Genomic DNA, 26,494 nt, shown 5'->3' on the forward strand with positions numbered 1-26,494 from the left:
TCATGACCAGTTGCGGTTTGGCGGGCAAGGAGGAAACCGGCACATCGCGATGGTTGCGGCCCCTTGCAGAGTCCGCCCCCGCGGCGCTAGGCGCGCTCGATGACCAGCACCTCCACGATCGGCGCCGAGCGCCTGGCCCGCCGCATGGCGCGCGGCTGCGAATTCCTGGGCAGCGAGACCGCCATCCTGGGCGGCGCGATGTCCTGGGTATCTGAGCGCAACCTCGTCGCCGCCATTTCCAACGCGGGTGGCTTCGGCGTGATCGCGTGCGGCGCGATGAGCCCCGAGCTGCTCGACGCGGAGATCGCCGCGACCAAGGCGCTGACGGACAAGCCGTTCGGCGTCAACCTGATCACCATGCACCCGCAGCTGTTCGAGCTGATCGAGGTGTGTGGCAAGCACGGCGTGGGGCATGTGGTGCTCGCGGGCGGGCTGCCGCCGGCTGGCTCGCTCGACGCGATCAAGGGCCACGGGGCCAAGCTGATCTGCTTCGCGCCGGCGCTGAGCCTCGCCAAGAAGCTGATCCGCTCGGGTGTCGACGCGCTCGTCGTCGAAGGTATGGAAGCCGGCGGCCATATCGGCCCGGTCTCGACCAGCGTGCTGGCGCAGGAAATCCTGCCCGAGGTGGCTTCGCAGGTACCCGTGTTCGTTGCCGGCGGCATCGGCCGCGGCGAGGCGATCGCGGGCTATCTCGACATGGGGGCGGCGGGCGTCCAGCTCGGCACCCGCTTCGCGGCGGCGACGGAGAGTATCGCGCATCCCAATTTCAAGAAGGCGTTCATCCGCGCCTCGGCGCGCGACGCGATCGCCAGCGTGCAGATCGATCCGCGCCTGCCGGTGATCCCGGTGCGCGCGCTCAAGAATGCCGGCGGCGAGCTGTTCACCGCCAAGCAGCGCGAAGTGGCGCAGGCGCTGGACCAGGGCGGCATCGAGATGGCCGAGGCGCAGCTGCAGATCGAGCATTACTGGGCGGGTGCCTTGCGCCGCGCGGTGATCGACGGCGATATCGAGCATGGCAGCGTGATGGCCGGCCAGTCGGTCGGCATGGTCACCAAGGAAGAGCCGGTCGCGACGATCATCGCAACGCTGATGGCCGAAGCCGCCCACGCGCTGGAGAAGCGCGCGGCGTAAGACTGCGCGCGCTCCACAAACCCATCGTCATCCCCGCGCAGGCGGGGATCCATTGGCGCTGAATCCGCGGTTCCTGCCCCCAGCGTCCTGGCAAATGGATTCCCGCCTTCGCGGGAATGACGATGGTTGGTTCGGCGGGCATTCTCTGCCTGCCGCAGCGTCCGCGGTTCCGTATTCCGCGCTTTTGCTGCGCGCCCGGCTTGGCGCGGGTGCGCACAATCTGTTACCGCTGATCCATGGCCTTGACCGCAGCCGCCTCCGCCCGGGAAATCCTCACCCGCCTGCACGACCTGATGGCGAAACGGCTGCCGGTCCAGTCGAAGCTGAATTCGGTCGTCAACATCATCGGCGAGGCGCTGCACAGCGAGGTCTGCTCGATCTACCTGCTGCGCGAAGGCGTGCTGGAGCTGTTCGCCACCCGCGGTCTGGCGCAGGAAGCGGTGCACGTCACCAGGCTGGGGCTCGGCGAGGGGCTGGTCGGCACCATCGCCGCGCATGTCGAGACGCTCAACCTCGACGAGGCGACCAGCCACCCCAATTTCGTCCACAACCCCGAAACGGGCGAGGACCGCTTCCACAGCTTTGCCGGCGTGCCGATCATCCGGCGCGAGCGGGCGGTGGGCGTGCTCGCCGTGCAGCATGTCGATCCGCGCCGCTATGCCGATATCGAGATCGAGGCGCTGCAGACCGTGGCGATGGTGCTCTCCGAACTGATCGCGAATGCCGAGCTGATCGACGCCACCGGCGGCACCTCCACCCGGCTCCAGCCCACCGCGGCGGGCACGATCCGCGGCTTCCGGCTGGTCGAGGGCATGGCGCGCGGCGTGGCCGTGTTCCACCAGCCGCGCATCACCATCGAACATACCGTCGCCGAGGATACCGAGGCCGAGCGCCACCGCGTCTATGCCGCGTTCGACAAGATGCGCGAACAGATCGACCGCATGACCAGCCAGGCCGAGTTCGCCATCGGCGGCGAGCATGAGGAGATCCTCGCCACCTACAAGATGTTCGCCTATGACGAAGGCTGGAGCCGCCGCATCAACGAGGCGATCGATTCCGGCCTGACTGCGGAGGCGGCGATCGAGCGCGTCCAGCAGCGCACCCGCCAGCGCATGCGCGAGATCGACGATCCGCTGCTCCGCGACCGGATGCACGACCTGGAGGACCTGTCCAACCGCTTGCTGCGCATCGTCTCGGGCCAGCTCGGCACCGCCGCGCAGTTGGGGCTGCGGCAGGATTCGATCCTGATCGCGCGCAATTTGGGGCCGGCCGAACTGCTCGAATATGACCGCCGGCGGCTGAAGGGCGTGGTGCTGGAGGAAGGTTCGCTCACGGCGCACGTCACCATCGTCGCCCGCGCGATGGGCGTGCCGGTCTTGGGTCGCGTCCGCGAGATCCGCCGCGAGGTGGCCGAGGGCGACCTGCTGCTGCTCGACGTGGGCGAGGAAAGCCTGTTCGTGCGGCCGTCGCTGGTGATGGAGGAGGCGTTCGAGGCCAAGCTCGCGCTCAGCCAGAAGCGTCGCGCGGCGTTCGCCCAGCTCAAGAACGTCGCACCCGTCACCAAGGACGGGCACCGGGTGACGGTGATGGTCAATGCCGGGTTGCGCGACGATGTGGCGGCGCTGGACCTGACTGGCGCCGACGGGATCGGCCTGTTCCGCACCGAATTTCAGTTCCTCGTCTCCGCGACGCTGCCGCAGCGCGAGGCGCAGCGGCGGCTGTATCGCGACGTGCTCGAAACCGCCGGCGATCGGCCGGTGGTGTTCCGCACCGTCGATATCGGCGGCGACAAGGCGCTGCCCTATCTCAATCACGACGAGGATGGCGAGGAAGAGAACCCCGCCATGGGCTGGCGCGCGCTGCGGCTGGCGCTCGATCGCGACGGTCTGATGAAGGCGCAGGCGCGCGCGCTGATCGAGGCGGCGGCTGGACGCACGCTCAACGTGATGTTCCCGATGGTCTCCGAACCCTGGGAGTTCGACGAGGCGCGGGCGCTGTTCGAGGCGCAGCATGGCTGGCTTGCCGCGCGCGGGCGCAAGATGCCGACCGAGATCCGCTACGGCGCGATGCTCGAGGTGCCGGCGCTGGCCGAGGTGCTCGACCTGCTGCTGCCCAAGCTGCAGTTCCTGTCGATCGGCACCAACGACCTCACCCAGTTCCTGTTCGCCGCCGATCGCGCGCATCCCAAGCTGGCGCTGCGCTACGACTGGCTGAGCCCGGCGATCCTGCGCTTCCTCAAGCGGGTGAGCGACCAGGCGCGCGCCGCGGGCGTACCGGTGGCGGTGTGCGGCGAGATGGGCGGGCGGCCGCTCGAGGCGCTGGCGCTGATCGGGCTGGGCATCGACCGGCTGTCGATCACCCCCGCCGCGGTGGGGCCGATCAAGGCGATGCTGCGCGGCCTCGATCGCGGCGCGGTGATGGCGGCGATGGACGAGATGCTGCGGCACCCAGAGGCTCCCTTACGCGACGTGCTGACCGCCTGGGCGGAAGCGCAGGGCGTCGAACTGGCCTGACCATCCACCGGAATGATTTCCTCCCCGGCGTTGACAGCGATACGGCCGGGAGGGCATCCCCTGCAGCATAAGGCGGACGTTCCAGGGTCTAACGCGTTCGCCGGAGGACAGAATGCAAGGCGACATGCCCGAAGAATTCACCCCGACATCCGCGCGCCCCGGCGATCGTCTGCGCGCCGCGCGCGAAGCCATGGGGCTGGATCTCCCCGAGATCGCCGCGCGCACCCGCATCCCCCAGCGCCACCTCGAAGCGATCGAGCAGGGCACCTATTCCGGGCTGCCGTCGATCACCTATGCCAGCGGCTTCGCCAAGGCCTATGCCCGCGCGGTCAACGTTGACGAAGTGTCGATCGCGCAGGACGTCCGCGCCGAGCTCGGCCAGATCGAGCGGCCCGCCATCACCCCCGAATATCCGCTGCAGGAGCCGTCGCGCGCCGCCCCCGGCGGGATCGTCTGGTTGGGCGTGATCGTCGCGCTGGTGATCGTCGCCGGCATCGGCATCTGGTACGGCACCGACTGGTTCCGCGGCGGCAGCGCCTCGCAGGGCGACAGCCTGGTCCAGCAGCTCGAGCCATCCCCGACCCCCACGGCCCCCGCCCCCGCGCCGGCACCGACGCCGACCGTTCCCGCGGTCGAGCATGTCACCTTGGTCGCCCGCGGCCCGGCCTGGATCCGCATCACCGACGCGACCGGCAAGAAGCTCGCCGAGAAGGAACTGGCCGCCGGCGAGCGCTATGACGTGCCCGACGATGCCGACCATCCGCGCATCCGCACCGGCCGCCCGGACCAGCTGCAGGTGCTGCTCAACGGCAGCGAAGTCGCCCCGCTCGGCACCGAGGTGAAGGTGGTCGAGGCCGAGCTGACCTCGGCGGCGCTGCGTGCCCGCGGCCAGCCGGGTGCTACCCCGTCGCCGACGCCGGACGCGACCGCCGCCGCGACGCCGCTGCGTCGCCGCAGCACCCCGCGCGCCAGCAGCACCGATGCGACCGCGGCCCCTGCGGCCGCCACCACGCCGGCGGGTGACACGCCCAACCCCTGAGGGGGTGGCGCAAGCGGGCGCCGCTTGGCTATAGCGGCGCCACGCCTCCGTTCCCCGGGAGGCGCGTAAGGATTGATCGACGATGCGTATTGCTCTCGCAGCGGCACTGGCCTTTGCCGCGTTCGGCTTCAACGGCACCGCCATGGCGCAGGACGGCAATGTCGGCCCGCGCGTCGACAAGCTGGAGCGCGAAATGCGCGCGGTGCAGCGCAAGGTGTTCCCCGGCGGCGCGGGCATGACCGTCGAGCCGCAGATCACCCAGCAGGTCGACAACACGCCGCCCGGTGTGCCCGCGACCACGCCGCTGGCCGACCTGACCGAGCGCGTCGCGGCACTGGAAAGCCAGATCCAGACGATGACCGGCCAGGTCGAGCAGAACCAGTATCGCATGCGCCAGCTGGAAGAGGCGTTCGGCGCCTACAAGGCCGCCACCGATGCGCGCGTGAAGGCGCTGGAAACCCCGCCCCAGCCGGTGGCCGATGCGATGCCGACCGACGGCGCCGTCGCCGCCTCGGGCGATTCCGCCGCTGCCCCGGCGCAGCCCTCGGGCGACCGTGCCGCCAAGGTCGCCGCAGTGGGCAAGCCGAGCACCGGCGATGCCGGCGAGGACCTGTATCTCTACGGCTTCCGCCTGTGGCAGGCGAAGCTCTATCCGGAAGCGGCCAAGGCGCTGGAGCAGTACAAGGCCAAATACCCGACCGGCAAGCGTGCCAGCTTCGCGCGCAATCTGCTCGGCCGTGCCTATCTCGACGACAACAAGCCGAGCCTCGCCGCGGTCGCGCTGTACGAGAACTACACCAAGGACCCGAATGGCGAGCGCGCGCCGGACAGCCTCTATTTTCTCGCCCAGGCGCTGGTGAAGCTGAACAAGCCGGCGGGCGAGGTCTGCAAGGTCTATGACGAGCTGAACAAGGTCTACGGCCCCGGCCTCTCGGCCGAAATGCGCGCGGGCGTCGCCAAGGGTCGTGCGGATCAGCGCTGCAAATGACGCGTCGCTGATCGACGCGATCGCGGGCGCGGACGTCGCCCGCTTCACCCCCGACTGGCTTGCCGTGGCGGGGCGACCGCCCAGCGCCGCTGAACCTATCGGGATCGCCGTTTCGGGCGGCACGGACAGCGTGGCGCTGCTGCTCCTCGCCCGTGCGGCCTTTCCGGGCGCCGTGCTCGCCGCCACCGTCGATCACGGCCTGCGCGCGGAATCGGCAGAGGAAGCCGCATTCGTCGGCACGCTCTGCACGCGCATCGGCGTCCCCCATGCGATCCTGCCGCCGCGGCCCGAAATGCTGGCGGGCGGCAACCTGCAGGATCGTGCGCGAGCGATGCGCTATCGCTGCCTCGGCGACTGGGCCGTCGCCGCCGGTGCGCCATGGGTCGCCGTGGCCCACCAGCAGGACGACCTTGCCGAGACCTTCCTCCTCCGCGCCCGGCGCGGGGCAGGGCTGGGCGGCCTCGCCGCGATGCGCCCGAACCGGCCGCTGCGCACCGGCGCGCCGACATTGCTGGTCCGCCCGCTGCTCGGCTGGTCGCGCGCCGAGCTGGCCGCCTTGATTCACGCCGCCGGCATCGAGCCCGTCGAGGACCCGTCGAACCGCCATCCCCGCTTCGACCGCAGCCGCGCGCGCCGCCTGCTTGCAGAAACCCCCGAACTGCCGCCGTCGCGCCTTGCCCTCGCCGCCACCAACCTGCGCGACGCCGAAGCGGCGCTTGACTGGGTAGCCGAGCGCGAGTGGGCAGAGCGGGCAGAGGTGGACGACGACAAGGTCGCGCTTGACCTCGCCGATCTGCCGCGCGAACTCCGTCGCCGCCTCGTCGCCCGCGCGCTCAAAACGGTGGCCGACGCGCCGCCCCCGCGCGGTTCCGGGCTTGACCGGCTGATCGCCGCGGTGGATGCCGGTCGGGTGGCGACCTTGGCCGGAGTCGTGGTGCGACCGGGGCCCCGCTGGCAGTTCGCGCCGGCGCCCCCGCATCGATCACCATGATCGACGTTGTTCCATTGTCATTGACGCCGCCGCGCCTATCTTAGGGCTTGAAAGGTACCGGGTACACGATGAGCGATAACGGCAAGCAGCAGGGTCCGGAAAACGGGGGCAACAACCCCTGGATGAAGAGCCTGCTCATCTGGGTAGGTATTCTCGCAGCCCTGGCGCTGTTCGTCACCTTGTTCGACACCCGCACCGCGCAGCCCACCGGCAACGCGATCCCCTATTCGACCTTCCTCGACAAGGTGCAGTCGGGTGACGTGAAGGACGTCAACATCGCGGTCGGCTCCGGCGTGATCACCGGATCGACGAGCGAGGGCAAGTTCCGCACGAACAACCCGGGCGATCCCAAGCTGGTCGAGACGCTGCGCGGCAAGGGCGTGGTGATCAACGCCCGCCCCGAGGACAGTCCGTCGATCTGGCAGTATATCCTCGTCCAGTCGCTGCCCTTCCTGCTGTTCCTCGGCATCGCCTTCTTCGTGCTGCGCCAGATGCAGAAGAATTCGGGCTCGGGCGCGATGGGCTTCGGCAAGAGCCGCGCCCGCCTGCTGACGCAGAAGGAAGGCAAGGTCACCTTCGACGACGTCGCCGGCATCGACGAGGCGCGCGAGGAGCTGCAGGAGATCGTCGAGTTCCTCAAGGACCCGTCGAAGTTCGCACGCCTCGGCGGCAAGATCCCCAAGGGCGCGCTGCTGGTCGGCTCGCCCGGCACCGGCAAGACGCTGCTCGCCCGCGCGATCGCGGGTGAGGCGGGCGTGCCCTTCTTCACCATTTCGGGTTCGGACTTCGTCGAGATGTTCGTCGGCGTCGGCGCCAGCCGCGTGCGCGACATGTTCGAGCAGGCCAAGAAGTCGGCGCCGTGCATCGTCTTCATCGACGAAATCGACGCGGTCGGCCGTTCGCGTGGCGCCGGTCTGGGCAACCAGAATGACGAGCGCGAGCAGACGCTGAACCAGCTGCTGGTCGAGATGGACGGCTTCGAAGCCAATGAAGGCATCATCATCGTGGCCGCAACCAACCGCCCCGACGTGCTCGATCCGGCGCTGCTGCGTCCGGGCCGCTTCGACCGCCAGGTGCAGGTGCCGCGCCCCGATATCGAGGGCCGCGTGAAGATCCTGCAGGTCCATATGAAGAAGGTGCCGATCGCACCGGACGTCGACGCCCGCGTGATCGCGCGCGGCACGCCGGGCTTCTCGGGTGCCGATCTCGCCAACCTCGTCAACGAGGCGGCGCTGCTCGCGGCCCGTCGCGGCAAGCGGCTGGTGGCGGCGCAGGAATTCGACGACGCGCGCGACAAGGTGCTGATGGGCGCCGAGCGCCGCTCCATGGTGATGACCGACGATGAGAAGCGGATGACCGCCTATCACGAAGCCGGCCATGCCCTCGTATTCGCGCACGAGCCGACCGCCGATCCGATCCACAAGGCGACGATCATCCCGCGCGGCTTCGCGCTGGGCATGGTGCAGCCGCTGCCGGAGCGCGATTCGTACAGCTATCACCGTGACAAGATGCATGCCGATATCGCCGTGGCGTTCGGCGGCCGCGTGGCCGAGGAACTGATCTTCGGCTATGACAAGGTCAGCTCGGGTGCCTCGAACGACATCATGCAAGCGACCCGTCTCGCCCGCGCGATGGTCACGAAATGGGGCCTGTCGGACAATCTCGGCCCGCTCGACTTCTCGGAGAGCGAGGACAGCTTCACCGGCTATTCGGTGGCGCGCTCCAAGCCGATGTCGGACGAGACCGCACGGCTGATCGACGCTGAAGTGAAGGCCTTCGTCGAGAAGGGCCTCAACCGCGCGCGCCAGATCCTGGGCGACCATACCGACCAGCTCCACACCATCGCGCTGGCGTTGCTCGAATATGAGACGCTGACCGGCGAGGAGATCAAGAAGCTGATCGCGGGCGAGACGCTGGATCGCGGCGACCCGACCGGTACGCCGGGGATGCCGGCCGTGGGCGGCACCTCGATCCCCAAGACGCGCAAGCTCAAGGATCCGTTCGGCAACCCGGCACCGCAGGGGGCCTGAACGGTCTGGCATTGCCAGGTTCAGCTTCGCACCGATAAAGAACGCTCCCGGGAACCCCTCCCGGGAGCGTTTTTTCTTATGCGACGACTGTTTCTGGCGGCCGGTGGACTGATGCTGGTGGCGGTTCCCGCCCAGGCGATGAGCGTGGCCGACTTCCTCGCCAAGGTGAACGCGCTCAAGGCCAAGGGCGCGATGGCGATGTTCTCCTCCGACATCGGATTGCTCAAGCAGGAGATCGAAGGCGCATCGACCGCCTATCGCGGCGACCTCGCGGCGGAGGCTGCGGCGGGCAAGAAGCCGAGCAGTTGCCCGCCGCCCAAGGGGCAGGCGAAGATGAGCAGCAACGATCTGATCGCGGCGTTCGAGAAGATCCCGCCGGCGCAGCGCGGCATCAGCGTGAAGGCGGCGTTCGCTGCGATGATGCAGCAGCGCTTCCCGTGCAAATGATCCTGTAAACATAGGATAGTATTGGCGAAATCCTCGGAACGGCGGTTGCTTGCAAGCGGTTGGTGAAGCGCCGTCCGGCATCAACCTTGTCGGGCGCATCGATCACACGAAGCGCAAGGAGCGGACCGATGGACTATCGCAAGCTGGGATTTGGACTGGGCGTTTTCTCGATCGGGCTCGGCATCGCCGAACTCGCCGCCTCGAAGCGCATCGCGCGCGGGCTTTCGGCGGAAGACCATGACGGCGTGGTGCGGACCTTCGGTGCACGCGAGCTGTTCGCGGGGGCGGCGTTGCTTGCCGGGCCGGCGCACAGCGTGCGCGTGTGGAACCGCGTGGCGGGCGATGCCATGGATATCGCAGCGCTCGGCCTCGCCGCGCGGCGGGCACCGCAGAACAAGGCGGTGTGGGGTGCGATCGCCTTCGTCGCCGCAGCAACCGCGCTCGATATCGTGACCGCGATCGGGCTGGATCGCACCACGGGCAAGACGCTGCCGTTGGGGCAGGAAGAGGAAGCCGATGGCGCCAGCCCGGCAGTCGCGGAGACGCCTGCAGTGGAGGATAAGGCCACGTCGATCGAGCCAGGTGGTGCCCAGGCCCTCACGCCAGCGGTCGGGTGACAACCTCTATCCTCCCCCGCCAGGGGGAGGTGTCAGGCGCAGCCTGACGGAGGGGGCGGACGCACGCAGGCCCGAGAGGTTCGTGCTTCCTCCCCCTCCGTCGCGCTTCGCGCGCCACCTCCCCCTGGCGGGGGAGGATCATCTGCGCCTTACTCCCCCTTGGTCGTCGCGTTCGGGTTCGGGCCGCCCTCATAGTTGACATGGCTCTGCCCGCCATGGCCCATCAGATGGCCTGGGCCTTCCTTCTTCGCCTTGTCCGGATAAGGGTTCGGATAGGCGCCGCCTTCGCTCTCGCCCGCGCTGCGGCCATGGGTGTCGACGTCCGAGACGCCGTCGGGCGCGCCTTTGTGCGCATCGCCCCCGCTCGCCTGCATCGGTTGCTTGTCGCTCATGTGCCGCGCTCCTGACTCTATGGGTCTCTCGTTCATCAACGAAGGGTCGCCGCTGCCCGTTCCATTGATCGGCTGGCTCGTTCAGCGCACAAGCGACAGCTATGTTGAAGAAGCCGGAACGACCCGCATAGTTCTGTCCACGAGGCAGTCCAGTTGATTCATATCAATCACAAATAATCGATCAGCGCAGAAGTATCTGAACCATGTGCTCGGCCATCCGCTGTCTTCCCGTACGCAATGCTCAAGGAGAGACTGCATGTTCATGCACAACAAGCGCCTGCAATATACGGTGCGGGTGGCCGAGCCAAACCCGGTCCTCGCCTCGCTGATGCTCGAACAGTTCGGCGGCCCGGACGGCGAGCTGGCGGCGGCGATGCGCTACTTCACGCAAGGCCTCGCCGAGGATGATCCCGGCCGCAAGGACATGCTGCTCGACATCGCCACCGAGGAGTTGAGCCATCTCGAAGTGATCGGCTCGATCGTCGCGATGCTCAACAAGGGCGTGAAGGCGCATATCTCCGAAGGCGATATGGAAGAGGCCGAGCTGTACATGTCGCTCACGCAAGGCGGCAACAGCCACACCCAGGCGATTCTCTATGGCGGCGGCCCGGCGCTGACCAACTCGGCGGGCGTGCCCTGGACGGCGGCCTATGTCGACAGCCGCGGCGACCCGACCTGCGACCTGCGCTCGAACATCGCCGCGGAGAGCCGCGCCAAGATCGTCTATGAGCGGCTGATCAACATCACCGACGATGCCGGCATCAAGGACGCGCTCAAGTTCCTGATGACGCGCGAGGTGGCGCACCAGAAATCGTTCGAGAAGGCACTCTATGCGATCGAGGACAATTTCCCGCCGGGCAAGCTGCCGGGCGTGCCGGAATATGCGAGCATGTACGTCAACACCTCGCAGGGCGAGGGCGACATGCTGGGGCCGTGGAACGACGGGCCGGAATGGGATCGGGTCGACGATCTCCAGCAGACGCTCCCAGCCGACAGTGGCGACGGCATGCCGACCGTGACGCTGGGTTCGGCCGATACCGCCGCGCTGACGCAGCTGGCCGAGCGGACCAAGTCCGATCCCTCGACCAATCCGACCACCGGCGCCGATCTCGCCGCCGGCCCAGGCGCGGGGCGGACCAAGAACGACGTGGAAGCCTGAACCTTCCGCTTCCCGGCCGGGCACTGCTCGGCCGGGACCCGTTCAGCGGCGCTCGAGCTTGTCGAGCCAGGCGCCGAACCGGCCGCGCGAATAGGTGAGCGCCTGGTAGAGGCCGAGCGACGCCCTGGCCCAGCGGATGTACAGCCTCGGCATGCCCAGCCGATCCGCCGCCCAGGCGACGCGGTGGCTCCAGGCGGCGATCCCCGCCCGCGTGCGATAGACCAGCTTCCGGCGCCAGCCGATCCCGGCAGCATTGGGCGCCACGCGCTTGATTGGCCGGATCCCCCGGCGTGCCCAGGTCAGTCGATAAGCGAGCCCCTCGCGGCGATGGCGCAGCCCGGCGTCCTGCGTACCGGCGATGAAATCGGCGTCGACGCCTTCCAGCGCCAGCCGCCCGTCGCCGATCGCCGCCGCCACCACGTCGCGCAGCTGCGGGGACCGGACGATCACGACGTTCGTGCCGCGCCCGTCCGAGGAATAGGGCTCCACCCACGCATCACCGAACGCAATGTCCGCCGTTTCCGCGACGACGTCGTCGCACATGTTGCAAGCGCTGTTCTGGAAGAAGCCGGCGCCCCAGTCGCCGTCGGCCAGATGCCACCAGTCCTGCCAGCGTGCGCTGCCGTCGGCGAGCGTTAGGTGCGCGGTGTACCAGTTTGCCGGGCGATCGGCGTCCTTGCGGCGATACTCCACCGCGGTGACCGCGTCCGGGTCCACGTCCAGCTGCCAGGCGAAGCTGTCGACCAGCCGCCCGCTTTTCATATGGCCGCAGAACAGCCCCAGCGTAGCGGTGATCCGCTCGGCGAGCACCGGTTCGGCGGCGCGGGCAAGGTGCACCGCCTTCACGAAGCAGGGAATGCCGACCACGGCATAGCGGCCCGGCACGCGGCGGATCTCGTCGAGCACATGCGCCAGATGCACCGGGTGGTAGCGCGAGCGCGCGCCCTCGGCGATCTGGTCGAGGCTGCGCGAGATGCGATAGCCGAAATGCGGCGCGCCGGGGCCGGGCAGCGGCACGACATGCGCGACGCCGTCGATCAGCCCGCGGCGCAGCAGCTCGGCGGCGACCCAGCTGACCATCCCGCCCGAGCTGCCGCCGGCACGGAAATCCCCCTCGGCGACATGGCCGACATAGGCGGTCTCGAACCGGCCGATCCGCTGGTCGGCGATCGGCGCGCTTGGAAAGCGATCCCCGGCGATCGCGTTCTCGTCCACGGCTTCGGGCGAGAAGGGGCAGGTGGCGGCGAAGCGCGGCGTCGGCGTCTCGCGCCAGCCGGGCGGTCCCTGGGGCTTGAGCTGGCGGTAGCCGTCCCAGCCCATATGCCCGCCGCCGCCGCTCGACGCGCAGCCGCCGCAGCCGATGCACAATCCGGAGCGAACGATGGCGGCCGGGCTGGGCGCCTCAGCCAAGCACCTTGTCCAGATAGGCGTTCGACTGGTCGCGCATCGCCTCGATCCTGCCGCCGATCGCCGCGTCGAGCGGCACGTCGAGGATCGCGCCCAGGTCGATCCGCGCACCGGGCACCAGCAGGTGCCGCTCGGCACCGAGCAGCTCGGTCAGGTCGCGCACCTTGTTCATCCGATAGGGCGAGGGCGCGCAGGCAAAGGGCGTGTCGTTGAGCAATGCGAACACGCAGCCATGGAAGAAGTTGGTCAGCACCGCCTGCGCCCCCGCCATCGCCGCGGCGAAGTCGTGCGGGCCGGCATCGAGCCATTGCTCGTCCGCCCAGTCGTTGCGATAGCCGATGCTGATCAGCCTTATGCCGCGTGCCGACGCCCAGGCCCGGGCCGCCTGCGCGAATGCCTCGGGCATGCCATGGCCATAGACGAGGGCATAACGGCCCTCGGGCACCGGCGTCGCCGCGTCGGGCTGGGGCGGGAACTGCAGGCAGGGATCGAGCACCAGCGCGGGCGGCTTGCCGATCGCCTGCGCCACCAGGCGGCGGCTGTTTTCGTCGCGCACCGCGATCGTGTCGAAGCGGCGCAGTTGGTCCTGCCAATAGGGGTCGAGCCCGGCATCGGCATCATAGCTGCCGAAGCTGGCGGCATAGGCAGCCACGCATTCGGCGTTGAGCCCCTGGCCGAAGAAGATCGAGGCGCCGCCATACCAGGGATGGCGCAGGTTCCACACCTCGTCGCTGCCGACCAGCACGGTATCGACATGCGGCATCTCGAGCGGATCGACCAGGTCGAAGCCGGGCGAGAGCGGCAGCGCATCGAAGGCGCAGAGAAACTTGCGGAGCTTGGCGCCGTACAGCCGGCGATCCTCGGCGCTGGCGCGCGCCGGCAGCGTCGGCTGCAGCGCGTTGCGCCACTCGGCGCGGGTGACCCGCGGCGATTCATGGTCGAGCAGCATCACCCGGTGGCCGCGCGCATGCACGCCCTCGGCCAGGCACCGCGCCTGCCAATAGGAGCCGTAATTGATGCAGCGGTGGAAGGTGAGGATGCCGACGCTGCGCGTATCGCTGCGCAGGTCGTAGAGAAGCGTCGAAGAATCGTCGGATCCCGGTAGTTTCATGCGCGCGCGCACCCGGTGCCGAAAGCGGCCGAAGCCATGTGCTGTCCTCCCTCTGGTTTCGCCATGAACGAGGGGGAGGGCGCACGGTTTCGCCTTAAGCCTAAAAATTGAAGGTTAACGTTATCCTGACCAGGTCTCGGGCCAGTACAGGCGCATCGGATTGGCGACGAGCAGCTTGTGCTGGAGTTCGGCCGTGGGGGCGATGCGCGGTATCATTTCGACCAGCGCGCCGTCATCGGGGATCGCATCCTGCATGTTGGGGTGGGGCCAGTCGGTGCCCCACAACACGCGGTCCGGATAGTCGGCGACCAGCGGTGCCACCGCGGCCGCGAAATCGTCCCAGGGCGGGCCCTTGGCGTCGAGCCGGTCGGGGCAGGTGACTTTGGTCCAGATGGTGTTGCGGCTGTCGAGCAGCGCGCGGAAGGCGCGCATGTCGGGACCGTCCGGGCCCTGCGCCACGTCCGGGCGGCCCATATGGTCGATCACCAGAAGCGTCGGAATCGCGTCGAGGAACGGGCGGAGCTCGGCGAGGATGTCGGCCTCGAAATAGACGACGACGTGCCAGCCGAGCGGCTGGATGCGGCGGGCGACCTCTAGGAACTTGTCCTTGGGCGCATCGTCTACGAGGCGCTTGAGGAAGTTGAAGCGTACGCCGCGGATTCCGCCGGCGTGGAGCGCTTCCAGTTCGGCATCGGTAATTGCCGGATCGACGACCGCCACGCCGCGCGCCTTGCCGTTGGACCGGGCGATGGCGTGCAGCGTCGCGGCATTGTCGGTACCGTGGCAGCTCGCCTGGACGATGACGTTGCGGGTGAAGCCGAGCTTGTCGCGGAGCGCGAACAGCATCTCGGGCCCGGCATCCTCGGGCAGATACTTGGCCTTGGCGCTGAACGGGAAGTCCGCCATCGGGCCGAACACGTGGCAATGGGCGTCCACTGCGCCAGGAGGCGGGGTGAAGCGCGGTGTGCTGGGATCGGCGTGCCAGCTGGTGATGCGGCTCATGCGAAAACCTCTCCGTCCATCAGCTTGCGCGCGGTGCGCAGCATCGCGGCGGTGGCGACATTGCCCGCCTCGTCCAGTTCCATCACGCAGGTCGTCTCGCCGGTGGGGTGTTCGACCGAGAGCGTCTTGCGCCGGCCATCGGACACGACGGCGACCTCGGCCGCGGGTGAGCCGGGCAACAGGCAGGCGGTGGCGACGCTCACCGCGCCGAGCACGCCGATCGAGGCATGCGCCCGGTGCGGGATGAAGCTGCGCACCGTCACCGCGCCGCCGTTCCGGGGTGGGGCGACCAGCATCATCTTGGGCACCGATTTCTCGCGCACGTCGCCGAGGTTCATGCGCTCGCCCACGGCGAGGCGGATCGCCTCGATCCGGGCCTTGAGCGCGGTGTCTGCGTCCAGCGCGTCGCGGTCTTCATAGCCGGTGATGCCGACATCCTCGGCTTTCATCACCACGCAGGGCATGCCGTTGTCGATCAGCGTGACGGGCACGCCTTCCACTACGTCCACCACCTTGCCCGTGGGCAGCAGCGCGCCGCAGGAGGAGCCGGCGGTGTCGCGGAATTCGAGCGGGATCGGGGCGGCGGTGCCGGGCACGCCATCGATTCGTGCGTCGCCGGCATAGGTGACGCGGGCCTGCGGCGTCTGCACCGTGGCGACGGCGCGCTGGCCGGTATTCTCCAGATAGACGCGGACGCGTGTCTCGCCCTCCTGCGCCTCGACCAGCCCGCGCTCGATGGCGAAGGGGCCGATGCCGGCGAGGATGTTGCCGCAATTCTGCGCGTCGGAGACGATCGCCTGGTCGACGAACACCTGGAGGAACAGATAGTCGACATCCGCCCCCTCGCGGCTGGATTTGCGCACCACCGCGACCTTGCTGGTCAGCGGATCGGCGGCACCCATGCCGTCGATCTGGCGCGGATCAGGCGAGCCCATGATCCGCAGCAGGAAGGCATCGCGCGCGGCGGTGTCGGCGGGCAGGTCTTCGGCGAGGAAATAGGCGCCCTTGGAGGTGCCGCCGCGCATCCACATTACCCGGGCGGCGGTCATGCGGCGTACCCCATTTCTGTCATCCCCGCGGGGCGGATCCATTCGCAAATCGCTTCCGGCAGGCGCCGGGACGGCACGGCCAATGGATCCCCGCCTGCGCGGGGATGACGGCTGTTGGCGCGTGCCTCACACATATTTCAGGCCCATCGCTTCGAGCTTCGGCCGCATATTGTAGATGTCGAGCCCGAGTTCGCCCGCCGCCAGCCGCTTGCGCCGGGCCTCCTCGGACGCCTCGCGCGCCTGCGCCTTTTCCAAAACCGCAGCCGCACTTGCACGGGGCACGACGCACACGCCGTCGTCGTCCGCCACGATCACGTCGCCCGCGTTCACCAGCGCATTGGCGCAGACGACCGGCACGTTGACCGAGCCGAGCGTCGCCTTGATCGTCCCTTGCGCATGCACCGCCTTGGACCAGACCGGAAAGCCCATCGCGGTCAGGTCGCGCACGTCCCGCACGCCCGCATCGATGATCAGCCCGCGACAGCCGCGCGCCTGCGCCGAGGTGGCGAGCAGGTCGCCGAAATAGCCGTCGGTGCACGGGCTGGTGGGGGCGAGCACCAGGATGTCGCCGTCGCGCAACTGCTCGATCGCGACATGCACCATCCAATTGTCGCCGGGCGGCGCGTAGATGGTGACGGCACTGCCCGCGATCCGCGCGCCCACGTATATGGGCCGCATGTGCGGGGCGAGCAGCCCGGTGCGGCCCTGCGCCTCATGCACCGTGGCGACGCCGGCATGGGCGAGGCCGTCGATCACCGCAGGATCGGCGCGTTCGATGGTCTGGACGACGATGCCCGACATGGCAGCTCCTCTTGGATCTTCGCCGGTGGCGGTGCGCGTTTAGGGCGGCGGCATCCAATCGGAAGGATGGCAGGGTCATTAGTTTTTGCTAATCGTCGTTTGTGCAGGTCGATCAGCTCAATATCCGCCACCTCGCCGCCATGGCTGCTGCGGTGCGGCTGGGCAGCGTCAGCCGCGCGGCGGAGGCGGTGAATCTCACCCAGCCGGCGGCGACGCAGGGCATCGCCAAGCTGGAGGCGCAGCTGGGGATCGCGCTGTTCGAGCGGCGCGCGACGGGCATGGTACCCACCGAGGCCGCCGCCCGGCTCGCCCCGCGGGTGGAGGCGGCGCTGCGGCTGATCGGCAGCAACCGGGTGACGGCGGCGCAGCTGCGCGCGTTCGTCGCGCTGGCGCAGCAGGGGAGCTACCCGGCGGCGGCGCAGGCGGCGGGCGTGACGGTTTCCTCGCTGCACCGCGCGGTCGGCGATCTCGGGCTGGCGCTGGGGCAACGGCTGGTCGACCGGCGGGGGCGGGGGCTGGTGCTCACCCATTATGGGGTGCAGGTGGCGCGGCGGCTGCGGCTGGCGCTCGCCGAGCTGCGCGCGGGGGTGGAGGATCTCGGCGAGTTGGTCGGGCGCAGTGCCGGCCGCATCTCGATCGGCGCGATGCCGCTCTGCCGGGCAAGGCTGTTGCCCCATGCGATCAACGCCTTCCGCCGCGACCATGCGGGCATCGACCTGCTGATCCACGAAGGCGCGCATGGCGAGCTGGTGGGACCCTTGCGCGACGGCGAAGTCGACCTGATGATCGGCGCGCTGCGCGATCCCGAGACGCTGGGGCCGGACCTGGTCCAGGCGCGGCTGTTCGACGACCGGCCGACGATCATCGCCCGCGCCGGGCATCCGCTGGCGGCCGCGCCCGATCGGCTCACGGCGCTGCACCGCCATGGCTGGATCGTGCCCCCCGAGGGTACGCCGCTGCGCAGCTTGTGGCGCAACCTGTTTGCCGCGATCGGCGGGCCGTTGCCGCCGGTGCCGATCGAATGCGGCTCGGTGATGACGATCCGCGAGCTGCTCCAGGCCGGGGACGAGCTGACCCTGCTCTCGGTGGACCAGCTCTCGGTGGAACTGGCCAGCGGGCTGCTCGTCGATCTGGGGCCGGCGCCCGGCGCGGTCACGCGGACGATCGGCGTGACCCACCGCGCCGACTGGCGGCCCACCCGCGCACAGGCCGCTTTCCTGGCGACGCTCCATGCCTCGGCGGCAACGCTCTATACGTAAAAACTTATAGCGGGGCGGCGGATTCGATTGGTGACCCCGACGCGGCTCGGCCATGCCGAACCCATGCAAGACAGGATCGCCCTGATCGGCTTTGGAGAGGCGGGTTCGACCTTCGCGCGCGCCGGCGGCTGGGAAACCGATGCGCGGGTGTTCGATCGCAAGACCGACGGCGCCGATGCCGCCGCGATGCGCGAGCGCTATGCCGAGGCCGGCATCGAGGGCGCCGCGACGCCGGCCGAAGCACTGGCCGACCGCCCGCTCGTCCTGTCGCTCGTCACCGCCGATCAGGCGCTGGCCGTCGCGCAAGCCGCCGCGCCGCATCTGGCCCCGGGCGCGCTCTACTGCGACGGCAACAGCGTCGCACCGCAGACCAAGCAGGCGGCCGCGCGGGCGGTGGCCACGGCGGGCGCACACTATGTCGACCTTGCCATCCTCGCGCCGGTCGATCCCGCGCGCCTGGCGGTGCCGTTGCTGCTGAGCGGGGCGCAGGCCGAAGCCGCGGCGGCGGCGCTGGCCCGGCTCGGCTTCCAGAATCTCAGCATCGTCGGCGACGCGGTCGGTCGTGCCTCGTCGATCAAGATGATCCGGTCAGTAATGGTGAAGGGCATCGAGGCGCTGACCGCGGAATGCGTGTTGGCGGCCGAGGCGGCGGGCGTGCGCGACGCGGTGCTCGCCTCGCTCGACGCCAGCGAGCGCCCCCGGCCCTGGGAAGCGCGCGCCGATTACAATCTCGATCGCATGCTGATCCACGGGCTGCGCCGCGCCGCCGAGATGGAGGAAGTGGTCAAGACCCTGGAAGCGCTGGGCACCGGCGCCGCCATGACCCGCGGCACCGTCGAGCGCCAGCGCGCGATCGGCACGCTCGGGCTCGGCACCCCGCCCGAGGGGCTGGCGGAGAAGCTCGCCGCGATCGAGGAGAGGACGAAACCCGCATGACGATGATCATCGACTGTCACGGCCACTACACCGTGCTGCCCAAGGCGCACGACGCCTGGCGCGAGGCGCAGAAGGCGGCGTTCAAGGCCGGCGAGACCCCGCCGCCCTATCCCGAGGTCAGCGACGACGAGATCCGCACGACGATCGAGTCCAACCAGCTCCGCCTGATCCAGGAGCGCGGCGCCGACCTGACGATCTTCTCGCCCCGCGCCTCGGCGATGGCCCCGCATGTCGGCGACGAGGGCGTGGCGAAGGAATGGGCGCGCCGCTGCAACGACCTGATCGCGCGCGTCGTCGGCCTGTTCCCCGAGACCTTCGTCGGCGTGTGCATGCTGCCGCAGAGCCCCAAGGCCGATATGCAGGGCTCGATCGCGGAGCTGGAGCGCTGCGTCACCGAGCTCGGCTTCATCGGCTGCAACCTCAATCCCGATCCCGGCGGCGGGCACTTCACCCATCCGCCGCTGACCGACCGTTACTGGTACCCCTTCTACGAGAAGATGGTGGAACTGGACGTACCGGCGATGATCCACGTCTCGGGCAGCTGCAACCCGGCGATGCACGCGACCGGCGGCTATTACATCGCGGCGGACACGATCGCGTTCATGCAGCTGCTCGAAGGTGATCTGTTCAAGGATTTCCCGACGCTGCGCTTCATCATTCCCCATGGCGGCGGCGCGGTGCCCTATCACTGGGGCCGCTATCGCGGGCTGGCGGACATGCTCAAGAAGCCGTCGCTCGACACGCACCTGATGCACAACATCTTCTTCGATACCTGCGTCTATCACCAGCCGGGCATCAACCTGCTCGCGGACGTGATCGACACGAAGAACATCCTGTTTGGCTCGGAGATGGTCGGGGCTGTGCGCGGCATCGATCCCACCACCGGGCAGTATTTCGACGATACCAAGCGCTATGTGGATGCGCTCAACCTGGCCGAGGCGGCGCGCCACGCGATCTTCGAGGGCAATGCCCGCCGGGTGTTTCCGCGGCTCGACGCCCAGCTGAAGGCGCGCGGGCTGTGAGCGGGCCGCGCGACATCCACGCCTATCTGGCGGAGTTCGACGATATCCCAGGCACCCGCGTCTACACCGCGGCGCGGGCGCGGCAGGGGTACTGGATGAACCAGTTCGCGATGAGCCTGATGACGGCGGAGAATCGCGCGAAGTTCAAGGCCGACGAACGCGCCTATCTCGACGCCTGGCCGCTCAGCGAGGAGCAGAAGCAGGCGCTGCTCCACCGCGACTACAACCGCTGCCTCGATCTGGGCGGCAACATCTATTTCCTCGCCAAGCTATTCTCCACCGACGGGCTCAGCTTCCTGCAGGCGGTGGGCACGATGACGGGGATGAGCCCGCAGGACTATCAGGCGATGATGGTCGCCGGCGGCCGTAGCCCGCAAGGCGTCCGCTCGATCCGGGAGAAAAATTGATGGCACGGATTAGCGCGGGCGTCGCTACCAGCCATGTCCCCGCCGTCGGCGCGGCGATCGATCTCGGCAAGACCGCCGAGCCCTATTGGCAGCCGGTGTTCGCCGGATACGACTGGTCGAAACAGTGGATCGCCTATGAGAAGCCCGACGTGGTGATCCTGGTCTATAACGACCATGCCTCGGCCTTCGACATGCGGGTGATCCCCACCTTCGCGATCGGGTGCGCCGAGCGCTACGGCATCTGCGACGAGGGCTGGGGCCCGCGCCCGGTGCCCGACGTGATCGGCCATCCCGATCTCGCCTGGCATATCGCCCAGAGCTGCATCCTCGACGAGTTCGACCTGACCATCGTCAACGAGATGCAGGTCGATCACGGCCTCACCGTGCCGCTGAGCCTGCTATTCGGCCAGCCCGAGGCCTGGCCCGTGCAGGTGGTGCCGCTGGCGGTGAACGTCGTCACCTATCCGCCGCCCACCGGCAATCGCTGCTGGCTGCTCGGCGAGGCGATTGCGCGGGCGGTGGCGAGCTATCCCGGGGATCTCAACGTGCAGGTCTGGGGCACCGGCGGCATGAGCCACCAGCTCCAGGGGCCGCGTGCGGGCCTGATCAACGCCGAATGGGACAATCGCTTCCTCGACTGGATGAGCGGCCCCTATGGCGACGAACTGCGCGCCATCCCGCACATCGAATATCTGCGCGAGACCGGCTCCGAGGGCATCGAGATGGTGATGTGGCTGATCATGCGCGGCGCACTGGGGCGCGACGTGCGGGCGCTGCACCGCCATTATCACGTGCCTGCTTCCAACACCGCGGTCGGGCATCTCGTGCTCGAACCCGTCCGCTGATCCAAGACTTACAGGAGACCTCCATGCGTATTGCCCTGGCCGGCGCCGGCGCGTTCGGCGAAAAGCATCTCGACGGCCTGCAGAAGATCGACGGGGTGGAGATCACCTCGATCATCAGCCGCACCGCCGAGCAAGCCGAAGCGGTCGCCGAGAAATACGGCGCCAAGCATCATTCGACGGAGCTGGAAGATGCGCTCGCCCGCGACGATGTCGACGCGGTGATCCTTTGCACGCCCACCCAGATGCACGCCGAACAGGCGATCGCCTGCATGAACGCCGGCAAGCACGTCCAGGTCGAGATCCCGCTCGCGGACAGCTGGGCGGATTCGCAGGCGGTGCTCGCCAAACAGCAGGAGACGGGGCTGGTCTGCATGGTCGGCCACACCCGGCGCTTCAATCCGAGCCACCAATGGGTCCACAACCGCATCACCGCAGGCGAGATCGCGGTCCAGCAAATGGACGTGCAGACCTATTTCTTCCGCCGCAAGAACATCAACGCCAAGGGCCAGCCGCGCAGCTGGACCGACCATCTGCTGTGGCACCATGCCGCGCACACGGTGGACCTGTTCGCCTATCAGGCCGGCAAGATCGTCCAGGCGCATGCGGTGCAGGGGCCGATCCACCCCGAGCTCGGCATCGCGATGGACATGTCGATCCAGCTAAAGAGCGAAAGCGGCGCGATCTGCACCCTGTCGCTCAGCTTCAACAATGACGGGCCGCTGGGCACCTTCTTCCGCTATATCTGCGACAATGGCACCTATATCGCCCGCTACGACGATCTGGTGAACGGCAAGGAAGAACCGATCGACGTCAGCAAGGTCGATGTGTCGATGAACGGCATCGAGCTGCAGGACCGGGAATTCGTCGCCGCGATCCGCGAAGGGCGCGAGCCGAACAGCTCGGTCGCCCAGGTGTTCGATTGCTACCGCGTGCTCGGGCAGCTCGAGACCCAGCTGGCCGGCTGAGGATTCAGCGGACGCCGAGCAGGGTCAGCGCACGGGCGAGATCGGCCTGGCGGAAGGGCTTGGGGAGATGCGCGAAGTCGCGCCCCAGCCCTTCGACATCGGCATAGCCCGAGACGATCAGCGTCGGCAGCGTGCCGAGCCGCGCCTGCACCGTGCGGGCGAGATCGGTGCCGGTCATCCCCGGCATCAGGTGATCGGTGACGAGCAGGTCGGGCACCAGCCCCCGGTCGAGCATGCCGAGCGCCGCCTCGGCCGAATCCGCCAGCTGCACCTGATAGCCGAGGGCGCGGAGCATCTCTGCCGCCGTGCCGCGGACGATATCCTCGTCGTCGACCAGCAGCACCATGCCGGCGCCGTCATGGGGCTCGTGGCGCTGCGGCGCCTCGATGGCGGCAAGCGCTTCGGCGCTGACCGGCAGCCACAGCTCGACTTCGGTGCCTTCGCCGAGGCGGCTCGACAGCCCCATCGTGCCGCCCAGCTGGCTCGCAAGCCCGTGGACCATCGACAGGCCGAGCCCGGTGCCGCGCCCGACGCCCTTGGTGGAGAAGAAGGGCTCGATCGCCCGGGCGAGGGTGGCGGCGTCCATCCCCGAGCCGGTATCGCGCACCGCCAGCCGCACATAGCACCCTTCGGCAAGCGGCGTCGGCGCCTCGGCGGCCGCGCCGAGCCCCAGCCGCACTTCGAGCGCGCCGCCGTCCGGCATCGCATCGCGCGCGTTCACCGCCAGGTTGAGCAGCGCCATTTCCAGCTGGTTGGCATCGGCATGGGCGGGCGGCAGCGTCTCGGGCTTGCTGACCGACAGCGCGATCTTGGGGCCGAGCGTGCTGGCGAGCAGCGGCACCATGCCGTCGACCAGCGCCGCCATGTCCACCGGCGCGGGCTGGAGCGGCTGGCGGCGGGCGAAGGCGAGCAGCCGCTGGACGAGCGTGCTCGCCCGCTCGGCCGAGCGCATCGCGCCATCGAGCAACCGGTGCAGCACCGGATCGTCGCCGCGCTTGCGCAGGATCAGGTCGAGGCTGCCGATGATCGGGGTCAGCAGATTGTTGAAGTCATGCGCGACGCCGCCGGTCAGCTGGCCCATCGCCTCCATCTTCTGGCTCTGGCGCAGTGCCGCCTCGGTCTCGTGCAGCGCGGCGGTGCGTTCCTCGACGCGGCGCTCCAGCGTCTCGTTGGCGGCGCGCACGTCGGCGAGCAGCCCGGCATTGTCGATCGCCACCGCGGCCTGGGCGGCGAGGCTGCGCGCCAGTTCCTCGTGCCGCGCGGTGAATCGCCCGGGTAGCGGATGGCCGAACAGCAGCCCGCCCAGCACCGAGCGATCGCGCGACACCACCGGCACGGCCAGATAGCTGGTGACCACGGGATGGCCCGGCGGCATGCCGTGATGCGGCGCGTTGCGGCCATAGTCGGCTTCGCGCGTCACGTCATCGGAGCGCATCACCACATTGTGGAAGATCGGCTTGAAAATGGCGGTGGCGCGCGGGCGCCCCAGCGCTTCGAAGCGCGCGCGGTCCTCGCCGGAGAGCGTGAACAGGTGGAGACGCTCGCCGCTCTCGTCCATCACATTGTGGAAGAAGGCGCCGACGCTGGCGCCGGTGAGCGCAACCCCGGCATCGGTGAGCATCTGCACCAGCCGTTCGAGGTCGTGTTCGGCCGAAAGCGCCGCGCCGACACGGTTGAGCGTCTCCAGCGCGACTTGGGCGCGGCGCTCCTCGGTCACGTCCTCGCAGGAGATCGCGATCTGGTGGACCTTGCCGTCCCAGTCATAGATCGGCACCCAGTTCTGCCGCCAGGTGGAGGTGCCGTCGGGCCGCCCCCGCGTCGCCCCGGTGATCTCGATGCCGAGCAGTGGCTCGCCGCCCAGCACCCGCAATAGTGTCGCCACCACCTGCTCGCCGAGTTCGGGGACGATCTCGCTGACATGGCGGCCGATATGGTCGGCGATGGGTAGGCCGTTCCATTCGGCGAGCTGGCGGTTGATCCGCAGATAGCGCAGATCGGTGTCGAGCACCGCCAGCCCCACCGGCGAGTTGTCGTACATCACCGCAAGCTCGTCGGCCTGTTCGCGGGCCAGCCCCTCGCTGGCACGCAGCGCCGCCTCGCTTTCGCGCAGCCGGCGATCGGCTTTGACTCGCTCGGTCGTCTCGGAGACCACCGACATCACCCCGCCGACCGCCCCGTCCGCATCGAGCACGGGAGAAAGCGAAATGTCGAAATAGACGATTTCGCCGAAGCCATAGCGTTCGGTGTAGAAGCGGCGGTCGCGTGCCGAGAGCGTCTTGCCGGTCCTGCGGACATGGTCGAGCATCGGCCCCAGCTCGTCCCAGGTCTCGGCCCAATAAGGCTGTGCCGGGTTGCCGAGCGCTTGCGGATGCTTGTTGCCGATCGTCTGGGCATAGGCGGGGTTGTAGAGCGCGACATAGTCGGGCCCCCAGAAGATCGCGATCTGGGCATGCGAGGGCAGCATCAGCAGCAGCGCGTCGCGCAGGCTGCGGGGCCAGCTCTCGGGCGGGCCGAGCGGCGAATCACGCCAGTCCCGCGCCGCGATCAGTCGATCGAGCGGTGCCGTGCCGGGGGCATCAAGGCCCGCCGGCGGGTTCATCCCTCGGCGGGCACGATCGGATTGATGTCGCGGCGGGGACCCGTCGTACGCCGGTCGAGCGCGGCGCGGATGCGATCGGCCAGCTGCTCGCGGCGATAGGGCTTGCCGATCACGTCGAGGTTCGAACCGCGCGGGATGTCGGCGACGAGGTCCTCGTTATAGCCGGTGGTCATCAGCACCGGCGTGTCGGGATGGGTCTCGCGGAACTGCTCGACCAGTTCGAGCCCGCTCATGCCGCCGGGCATGACGATGTCGGTGAACAGCAGGTCGATCGTCTCGGTCTTGAGCCGCTCCAGCGCCTCCTCGCCGCTGGCGGCGAGTACGACGCGGTAGCCGAGCGCGGCGATCTGCTCCTGCGCCAGCGCGCGGACGTCGTCGCTGTCCTCGACCAGCAGGATGGTCTCGCTGCCGCCGGTGGCGCCCTTGCCGAGCGCTGCCTTGGGTGCGGGGGCGGAGGGCGTCGCGCCGGTCATCGCATTGGCAACCGGGAACAGCATGCGGATCTCGGTCCCCTCGCCGGGCGCGCTGTCGATCTCCAGACGCCCCAGCGATTGCTGGACGAAACCATGCACCATCGCAAGGCCCAGCCCGGTGCCGCGCTCGGCGCCCTTGGTGGTGAAGAAGGGCTCGGTCGCGCGGCGGCGGACATCCTCGGGCATGCCGGTGCCTTCGTCGCGGATGGTTAGGACGACATAGTCCCCCTCGGGCAGCTGGTGCATCGGCGCATCGCCGTTGAGCTTCCACAGCCGCGTCGCGATGGTGACGGTACCGCCCTTGGGCATGGCGTCACGCGCGTTGAGCAGCACGTTGAGGATCGCCATTTCCAGATGGGTGGGATCGATCTGCACTGCCGGCAGCCGCCGCTCGAGCGCCGTGACCAGCCGGATCTGCGCGCCGACGGTGTTGTCGAGCAGGTCGCCGAAGTCGTGGATCAGCTGGTTCATGTCCACGGTCTTGGGCTCCAGCCGGGTCTTGCGCGCGAAGGCGAGCAGCTGGCGGGTGAGCTTCGATCCGCGATCGGCGGCGCGCGCGGCGTTGTTGAGCAGCCGCTGGTGCCGGTCGTCCTCGGTCTGGCTGGCGACGATGTCGACATTGCCCGACACGACCTGGAGCAGGTTGTTGAAATCGTGCGCCAGGCCGGCGGTGAGCTGGCCGATCGCCTCCATCTTCTGTGCCTGGCGGAACGCCTGTTCGGACTCGCGCCGCCGCGTCACGTCGAGCTGGCTGGCGAAGAAATAGAGCAGCTCGCCATCGGGCCCGAGCACCGGCGCGATGAACACCGCGTTCCAGAACGAGCTGCCGTCGCGACGATAGTTGATCAGCTCCAGCGCGATCGCTTCCTTGGCCTCGATCGCGGCGCGCAGCTCGGCGACCGAATCGCGATCGGTCTCGGCGCCCTGGAGGAAGCGGCAGTTGCGGCCGAGGATCTCGTGTTCCTCATAGCCGGTGAGGTCGAGGAACGCCTTGTTGGCGAAGACGATCGGGTTGTCCGGCTGGTTCGGATCGGTGAGCGTCATCGGCATCCGCGTCATCTGCAGCGCGGCGAAGAATACGGTGCTGCGATCGCCCAAACCGGGCGTACCGATGACGGCACGCTTCCAGTGGTGCGTCGGATGATTGCCCGTCGGGCTGTAGGAGGTCGAGTCGTTCAGATCGCCGGCCGATTCCCCGGTCGCGGCGGGCTTATGCTCGTCGTCATTCTGCACGCGTCTGGCTTCCTCGTGATCACAGCAACCCGCCAGACAAATGCGCGAAACGCCGTTTCGGTTGCGAACCTTCTGGAA

Annotated in this window: 23 protein-coding genes; 15 read left to right on the forward strand and 8 right to left on the reverse strand. The window is 68.8% G+C overall.

Features of this window, described 5'->3' with window-relative positions; genetic code table 11:
* Window positions 1–99: 99 nt before the first annotated feature.
* The 8 genes from BM009_RS12180 (at window position 100) to BM009_RS12215 (ending at window position 9,756) form a co-directional block, all read left to right on the forward strand.
* Window positions 100–1,131 carry an NAD(P)H-dependent flavin oxidoreductase gene (locus BM009_RS12180; protein ID WP_175487994.1) on the forward strand — a complete coding sequence of 344 codons (1,032 nt, stop codon included), beginning with the start codon at window positions 100–102 and terminating at the stop codon, window positions 1,129–1,131.
* A 236-nt stretch (window positions 1,132–1,367) separates the two neighbouring features.
* Window positions 1,368–3,644 carry a phosphoenolpyruvate--protein phosphotransferase gene (ptsP, locus tag BM009_RS12185; protein ID WP_093296457.1) on the forward strand — a complete coding sequence of 759 codons (2,277 nt, stop codon included), beginning with the start codon at window positions 1,368–1,370 and terminating at the stop codon, window positions 3,642–3,644.
* A 124-nt stretch (window positions 3,645–3,768) separates the two neighbouring features.
* Entirely contained in the window at window positions 3,769–4,683 is a 915-nt protein-coding gene (locus BM009_RS12190) for a helix-turn-helix domain-containing protein (protein ID WP_254772261.1), read from the forward strand.
* 82 nt (window positions 4,684–4,765) lie between these two features.
* On the forward strand, window positions 4,766–5,671 hold the full coding sequence (gene bamD, locus BM009_RS12195) for a tol-pal system YbgF family protein (RefSeq protein WP_093296461.1): 906 nt from the start codon (window positions 4,766–4,768) through the stop codon (window positions 5,669–5,671).
* On the forward strand, window positions 5,649–6,662 hold the full coding sequence (gene tilS / locus BM009_RS12200) for a tRNA lysidine(34) synthetase TilS (RefSeq protein WP_093296463.1): 1,014 nt from the start codon (window positions 5,649–5,651) through the stop codon (window positions 6,660–6,662). Before bamD ends, tilS begins: the two co-directional genes overlap by 23 nt.
* Before the next feature lie 68 nt (window positions 6,663–6,730).
* Window positions 6,731–8,692: an ATP-dependent zinc metalloprotease FtsH gene (gene ftsH / locus BM009_RS12205; protein WP_093296465.1), complete on the forward strand. Its 1,962-nt coding sequence runs from the start codon at window positions 6,731–6,733 to the stop codon at window positions 8,690–8,692.
* A gap of 78 nt (window positions 8,693–8,770) precedes the next feature.
* Entirely contained in the window at window positions 8,771–9,139 is a 369-nt protein-coding gene (locus BM009_RS12210) for a hypothetical protein (protein ID WP_093296467.1), read from the forward strand.
* 128 nt (window positions 9,140–9,267) lie between these two features.
* Window positions 9,268–9,756 carry a hypothetical protein gene (locus BM009_RS12215; protein WP_093296468.1) on the forward strand — a complete coding sequence of 163 codons (489 nt, stop codon included), beginning with the start codon at window positions 9,268–9,270 and terminating at the stop codon, window positions 9,754–9,756.
* A 149-nt stretch (window positions 9,757–9,905) separates the two neighbouring features.
* On the opposite strand, the gene BM009_RS12220 is transcribed toward BM009_RS12215, so the two are convergent.
* Window positions 9,906–10,148 (reverse strand): hypothetical protein, encoded by a 243-nt coding sequence (locus tag BM009_RS12220; protein ID WP_093296470.1) that lies wholly within the window; start codon window positions 10,146–10,148, stop codon window positions 9,906–9,908.
* Between the two features lie 256 nt (window positions 10,149–10,404).
* On the opposite strand from BM009_RS12220, the gene BM009_RS12225 reads away from it, so the two are divergent.
* Window positions 10,405–11,307, forward strand: a complete 903-nt coding sequence (locus tag BM009_RS12225) for a manganese catalase family protein (protein ID WP_093296471.1) — start codon at window positions 10,405–10,407, stop codon at window positions 11,305–11,307.
* Window positions 11,308–11,349: 42 nt separating this feature from the next.
* Here BM009_RS12225 and BM009_RS12230 read toward each other — a convergent pair whose 3' ends face one another.
* The 5 genes from BM009_RS12230 to ligK all read right to left on the reverse strand — a co-directional run bounded on the left by BM009_RS12230 (window position 11,350) and on the right by ligK (window position 16,677).
* On the reverse strand, window positions 11,350–12,717 hold the full coding sequence (locus BM009_RS12230) for a Coenzyme F420 hydrogenase/dehydrogenase, beta subunit C-terminal domain (RefSeq protein ID WP_254772262.1): 1,368 nt from the start codon (window positions 12,715–12,717) through the stop codon (window positions 11,350–11,352).
* Entirely contained in the window at window positions 12,710–13,825 is a 1,116-nt protein-coding gene (locus BM009_RS12235; protein ID WP_093296474.1) for a polysaccharide pyruvyl transferase family protein, read from the reverse strand. The genes BM009_RS12230 and BM009_RS12235 overlap by 8 nt, the downstream gene beginning before the upstream one ends.
* 120 nt (window positions 13,826–13,945) lie before the next feature.
* Complete coding sequence (locus tag BM009_RS12240) at window positions 13,946–14,827, reverse strand: amidohydrolase family protein (protein WP_093296476.1); 882 nt, start codon at window positions 14,825–14,827, stop codon at window positions 13,946–13,948.
* A complete protein-coding gene (locus BM009_RS12245; protein WP_093296477.1) occupies window positions 14,824–15,876 on the reverse strand; it encodes a 4-oxalomesaconate tautomerase in 1,053 nt (350 codons plus the stop codon). Before BM009_RS12245 ends, BM009_RS12240 begins: the two co-directional genes overlap by 4 nt.
* A gap of 126 nt (window positions 15,877–16,002) precedes the next feature.
* On the reverse strand, window positions 16,003–16,677 hold the full coding sequence (gene ligK / locus BM009_RS12250) for a 4-carboxy-4-hydroxy-2-oxoadipate aldolase/oxaloacetate decarboxylase (RefSeq protein ID WP_093296479.1): 675 nt from the start codon (window positions 16,675–16,677) through the stop codon (window positions 16,003–16,005).
* A 101-nt stretch (window positions 16,678–16,778) separates the two neighbouring features.
* On the opposite strand from ligK, the gene BM009_RS12255 reads away from it, so the two are divergent.
* The 6 genes from BM009_RS12255 (at window position 16,779) to BM009_RS12280 (ending at window position 22,111) form a co-directional block, all read left to right on the forward strand.
* Window positions 16,779–17,936 (forward strand): LysR family transcriptional regulator, encoded by a 1,158-nt coding sequence (locus tag BM009_RS12255; protein ID WP_093296481.1) that lies wholly within the window; start codon window positions 16,779–16,781, stop codon window positions 17,934–17,936.
* 63 nt (window positions 17,937–17,999) lie between these two features.
* Window positions 18,000–18,872: an NAD(P)-dependent oxidoreductase gene (locus BM009_RS12260; protein ID WP_093296611.1), complete on the forward strand. Its 873-nt coding sequence runs from the start codon at window positions 18,000–18,002 to the stop codon at window positions 18,870–18,872.
* Window positions 18,869–19,894 carry an amidohydrolase family protein gene (locus BM009_RS12265; protein WP_093296482.1) on the forward strand — a complete coding sequence of 342 codons (1,026 nt, stop codon included), beginning with the start codon at window positions 18,869–18,871 and terminating at the stop codon, window positions 19,892–19,894. The genes BM009_RS12260 and BM009_RS12265 overlap by 4 nt, the downstream gene beginning before the upstream one ends.
* Window positions 19,891–20,301 carry a protocatechuate 4,5-dioxygenase subunit alpha gene (gene ligA / locus BM009_RS12270; protein WP_093296484.1) on the forward strand — a complete coding sequence of 137 codons (411 nt, stop codon included), beginning with the start codon at window positions 19,891–19,893 and terminating at the stop codon, window positions 20,299–20,301. Before BM009_RS12265 ends, ligA begins: the two co-directional genes overlap by 4 nt.
* Window positions 20,301–21,146, forward strand: coding sequence for a class III extradiol dioxygenase subunit beta (locus BM009_RS12275; protein WP_093296486.1), 846 nt, complete (start codon window positions 20,301–20,303; stop codon window positions 21,144–21,146). Before ligA ends, BM009_RS12275 begins: the two co-directional genes overlap by 1 nt.
* A gap of 23 nt (window positions 21,147–21,169) precedes the next feature.
* Window positions 21,170–22,111 carry a Gfo/Idh/MocA family oxidoreductase gene (locus BM009_RS12280; RefSeq protein WP_093296487.1) on the forward strand — a complete coding sequence of 314 codons (942 nt, stop codon included), beginning with the start codon at window positions 21,170–21,172 and terminating at the stop codon, window positions 22,109–22,111.
* A gap of 4 nt (window positions 22,112–22,115) precedes the next feature.
* Here BM009_RS12280 and BM009_RS12285 read toward each other — a convergent pair whose 3' ends face one another.
* Both BM009_RS12285 and BM009_RS12290 read right to left on the reverse strand, forming a co-directional pair.
* Complete coding sequence (locus tag BM009_RS12285) at window positions 22,116–24,710, reverse strand: PAS domain-containing protein (protein ID WP_093296489.1); 2,595 nt, start codon at window positions 24,708–24,710, stop codon at window positions 22,116–22,118.
* Entirely contained in the window at window positions 24,707–26,416 is a 1,710-nt protein-coding gene (locus tag BM009_RS12290) for a histidine kinase famiy protein (protein WP_093296491.1), read from the reverse strand. Before BM009_RS12290 ends, BM009_RS12285 begins: the two co-directional genes overlap by 4 nt.
* Window positions 26,417–26,494: the final 78 nt, after the last annotated feature.

Origin of the sequence: Sphingomonas sp. NFR04, assembly GCF_900114095.1 — a bacterium.
Lineage (GTDB): Bacteria > Pseudomonadota > Alphaproteobacteria > Sphingomonadales > Sphingomonadaceae > Sphingomonas.

What these genes read in the sequence shown, in the direction of transcription:
- BM009_RS12180 (WP_175487994.1), top strand. Translation starts at nt 100, where the DNA reads ATGACCAGCACCTCCACGATCGGCGCCGAGCGCCTGGCCCGCCGCATG.
- ptsP (WP_093296457.1), top strand. Translation starts at nt 1,368, where the DNA reads ATGGCCTTGACCGCAGCCGCCTCCGCCCGGGAAATCCTCACCCGCCTG.
- BM009_RS12190 (WP_254772261.1), top strand. Translation starts at nt 3,769, where the DNA reads ATGCCCGAAGAATTCACCCCGACATCCGCGCGCCCCGGCGATCGTCTG.
- bamD (WP_093296461.1), top strand. Translation starts at nt 4,766, where the DNA reads ATGCGTATTGCTCTCGCAGCGGCACTGGCCTTTGCCGCGTTCGGCTTC.
- ftsH (WP_093296465.1), top strand. Translation starts at nt 6,731, where the DNA reads ATGAGCGATAACGGCAAGCAGCAGGGTCCGGAAAACGGGGGCAACAAC.
- BM009_RS12210 (WP_093296467.1), top strand. Translation starts at nt 8,771, where the DNA reads ATGCGACGACTGTTTCTGGCGGCCGGTGGACTGATGCTGGTGGCGGTT.
- BM009_RS12215 (WP_093296468.1), top strand. Translation starts at nt 9,268, where the DNA reads ATGGACTATCGCAAGCTGGGATTTGGACTGGGCGTTTTCTCGATCGGG.
- BM009_RS12220 (WP_093296470.1), bottom strand. Translation starts at nt 10,148, where the DNA reads ATGAGCGACAAGCAACCGATGCAGGCGAGCGGGGGCGATGCGCACAAA.
- BM009_RS12225 (WP_093296471.1), top strand. Translation starts at nt 10,405, where the DNA reads ATGTTCATGCACAACAAGCGCCTGCAATATACGGTGCGGGTGGCCGAG.
- BM009_RS12235 (WP_093296474.1), bottom strand. Translation starts at nt 13,825, where the DNA reads ATGAAACTACCGGGATCCGACGATTCTTCGACGCTTCTCTACGACCTG.
- BM009_RS12240 (WP_093296476.1), bottom strand. Translation starts at nt 14,827, where the DNA reads ATGAGCCGCATCACCAGCTGGCACGCCGATCCCAGCACACCGCGCTTC.
- BM009_RS12245 (WP_093296477.1), bottom strand. Translation starts at nt 15,876, where the DNA reads ATGACCGCCGCCCGGGTAATGTGGATGCGCGGCGGCACCTCCAAGGGC.
- ligK (WP_093296479.1), bottom strand. Translation starts at nt 16,677, where the DNA reads ATGTCGGGCATCGTCGTCCAGACCATCGAACGCGCCGATCCTGCGGTG.
- BM009_RS12260 (WP_093296611.1), top strand. Translation starts at nt 18,000, where the DNA reads ATGCAAGACAGGATCGCCCTGATCGGCTTTGGAGAGGCGGGTTCGACC.
- BM009_RS12265 (WP_093296482.1), top strand. Translation starts at nt 18,869, where the DNA reads ATGACGATGATCATCGACTGTCACGGCCACTACACCGTGCTGCCCAAG.
- BM009_RS12275 (WP_093296486.1), top strand. Translation starts at nt 20,301, where the DNA reads ATGGCACGGATTAGCGCGGGCGTCGCTACCAGCCATGTCCCCGCCGTC.
- BM009_RS12280 (WP_093296487.1), top strand. Translation starts at nt 21,170, where the DNA reads ATGCGTATTGCCCTGGCCGGCGCCGGCGCGTTCGGCGAAAAGCATCTC.
- BM009_RS12285 (WP_093296489.1), bottom strand. Translation starts at nt 24,710, where the DNA reads ATGAACCCGCCGGCGGGCCTTGATGCCCCCGGCACGGCACCGCTCGAT.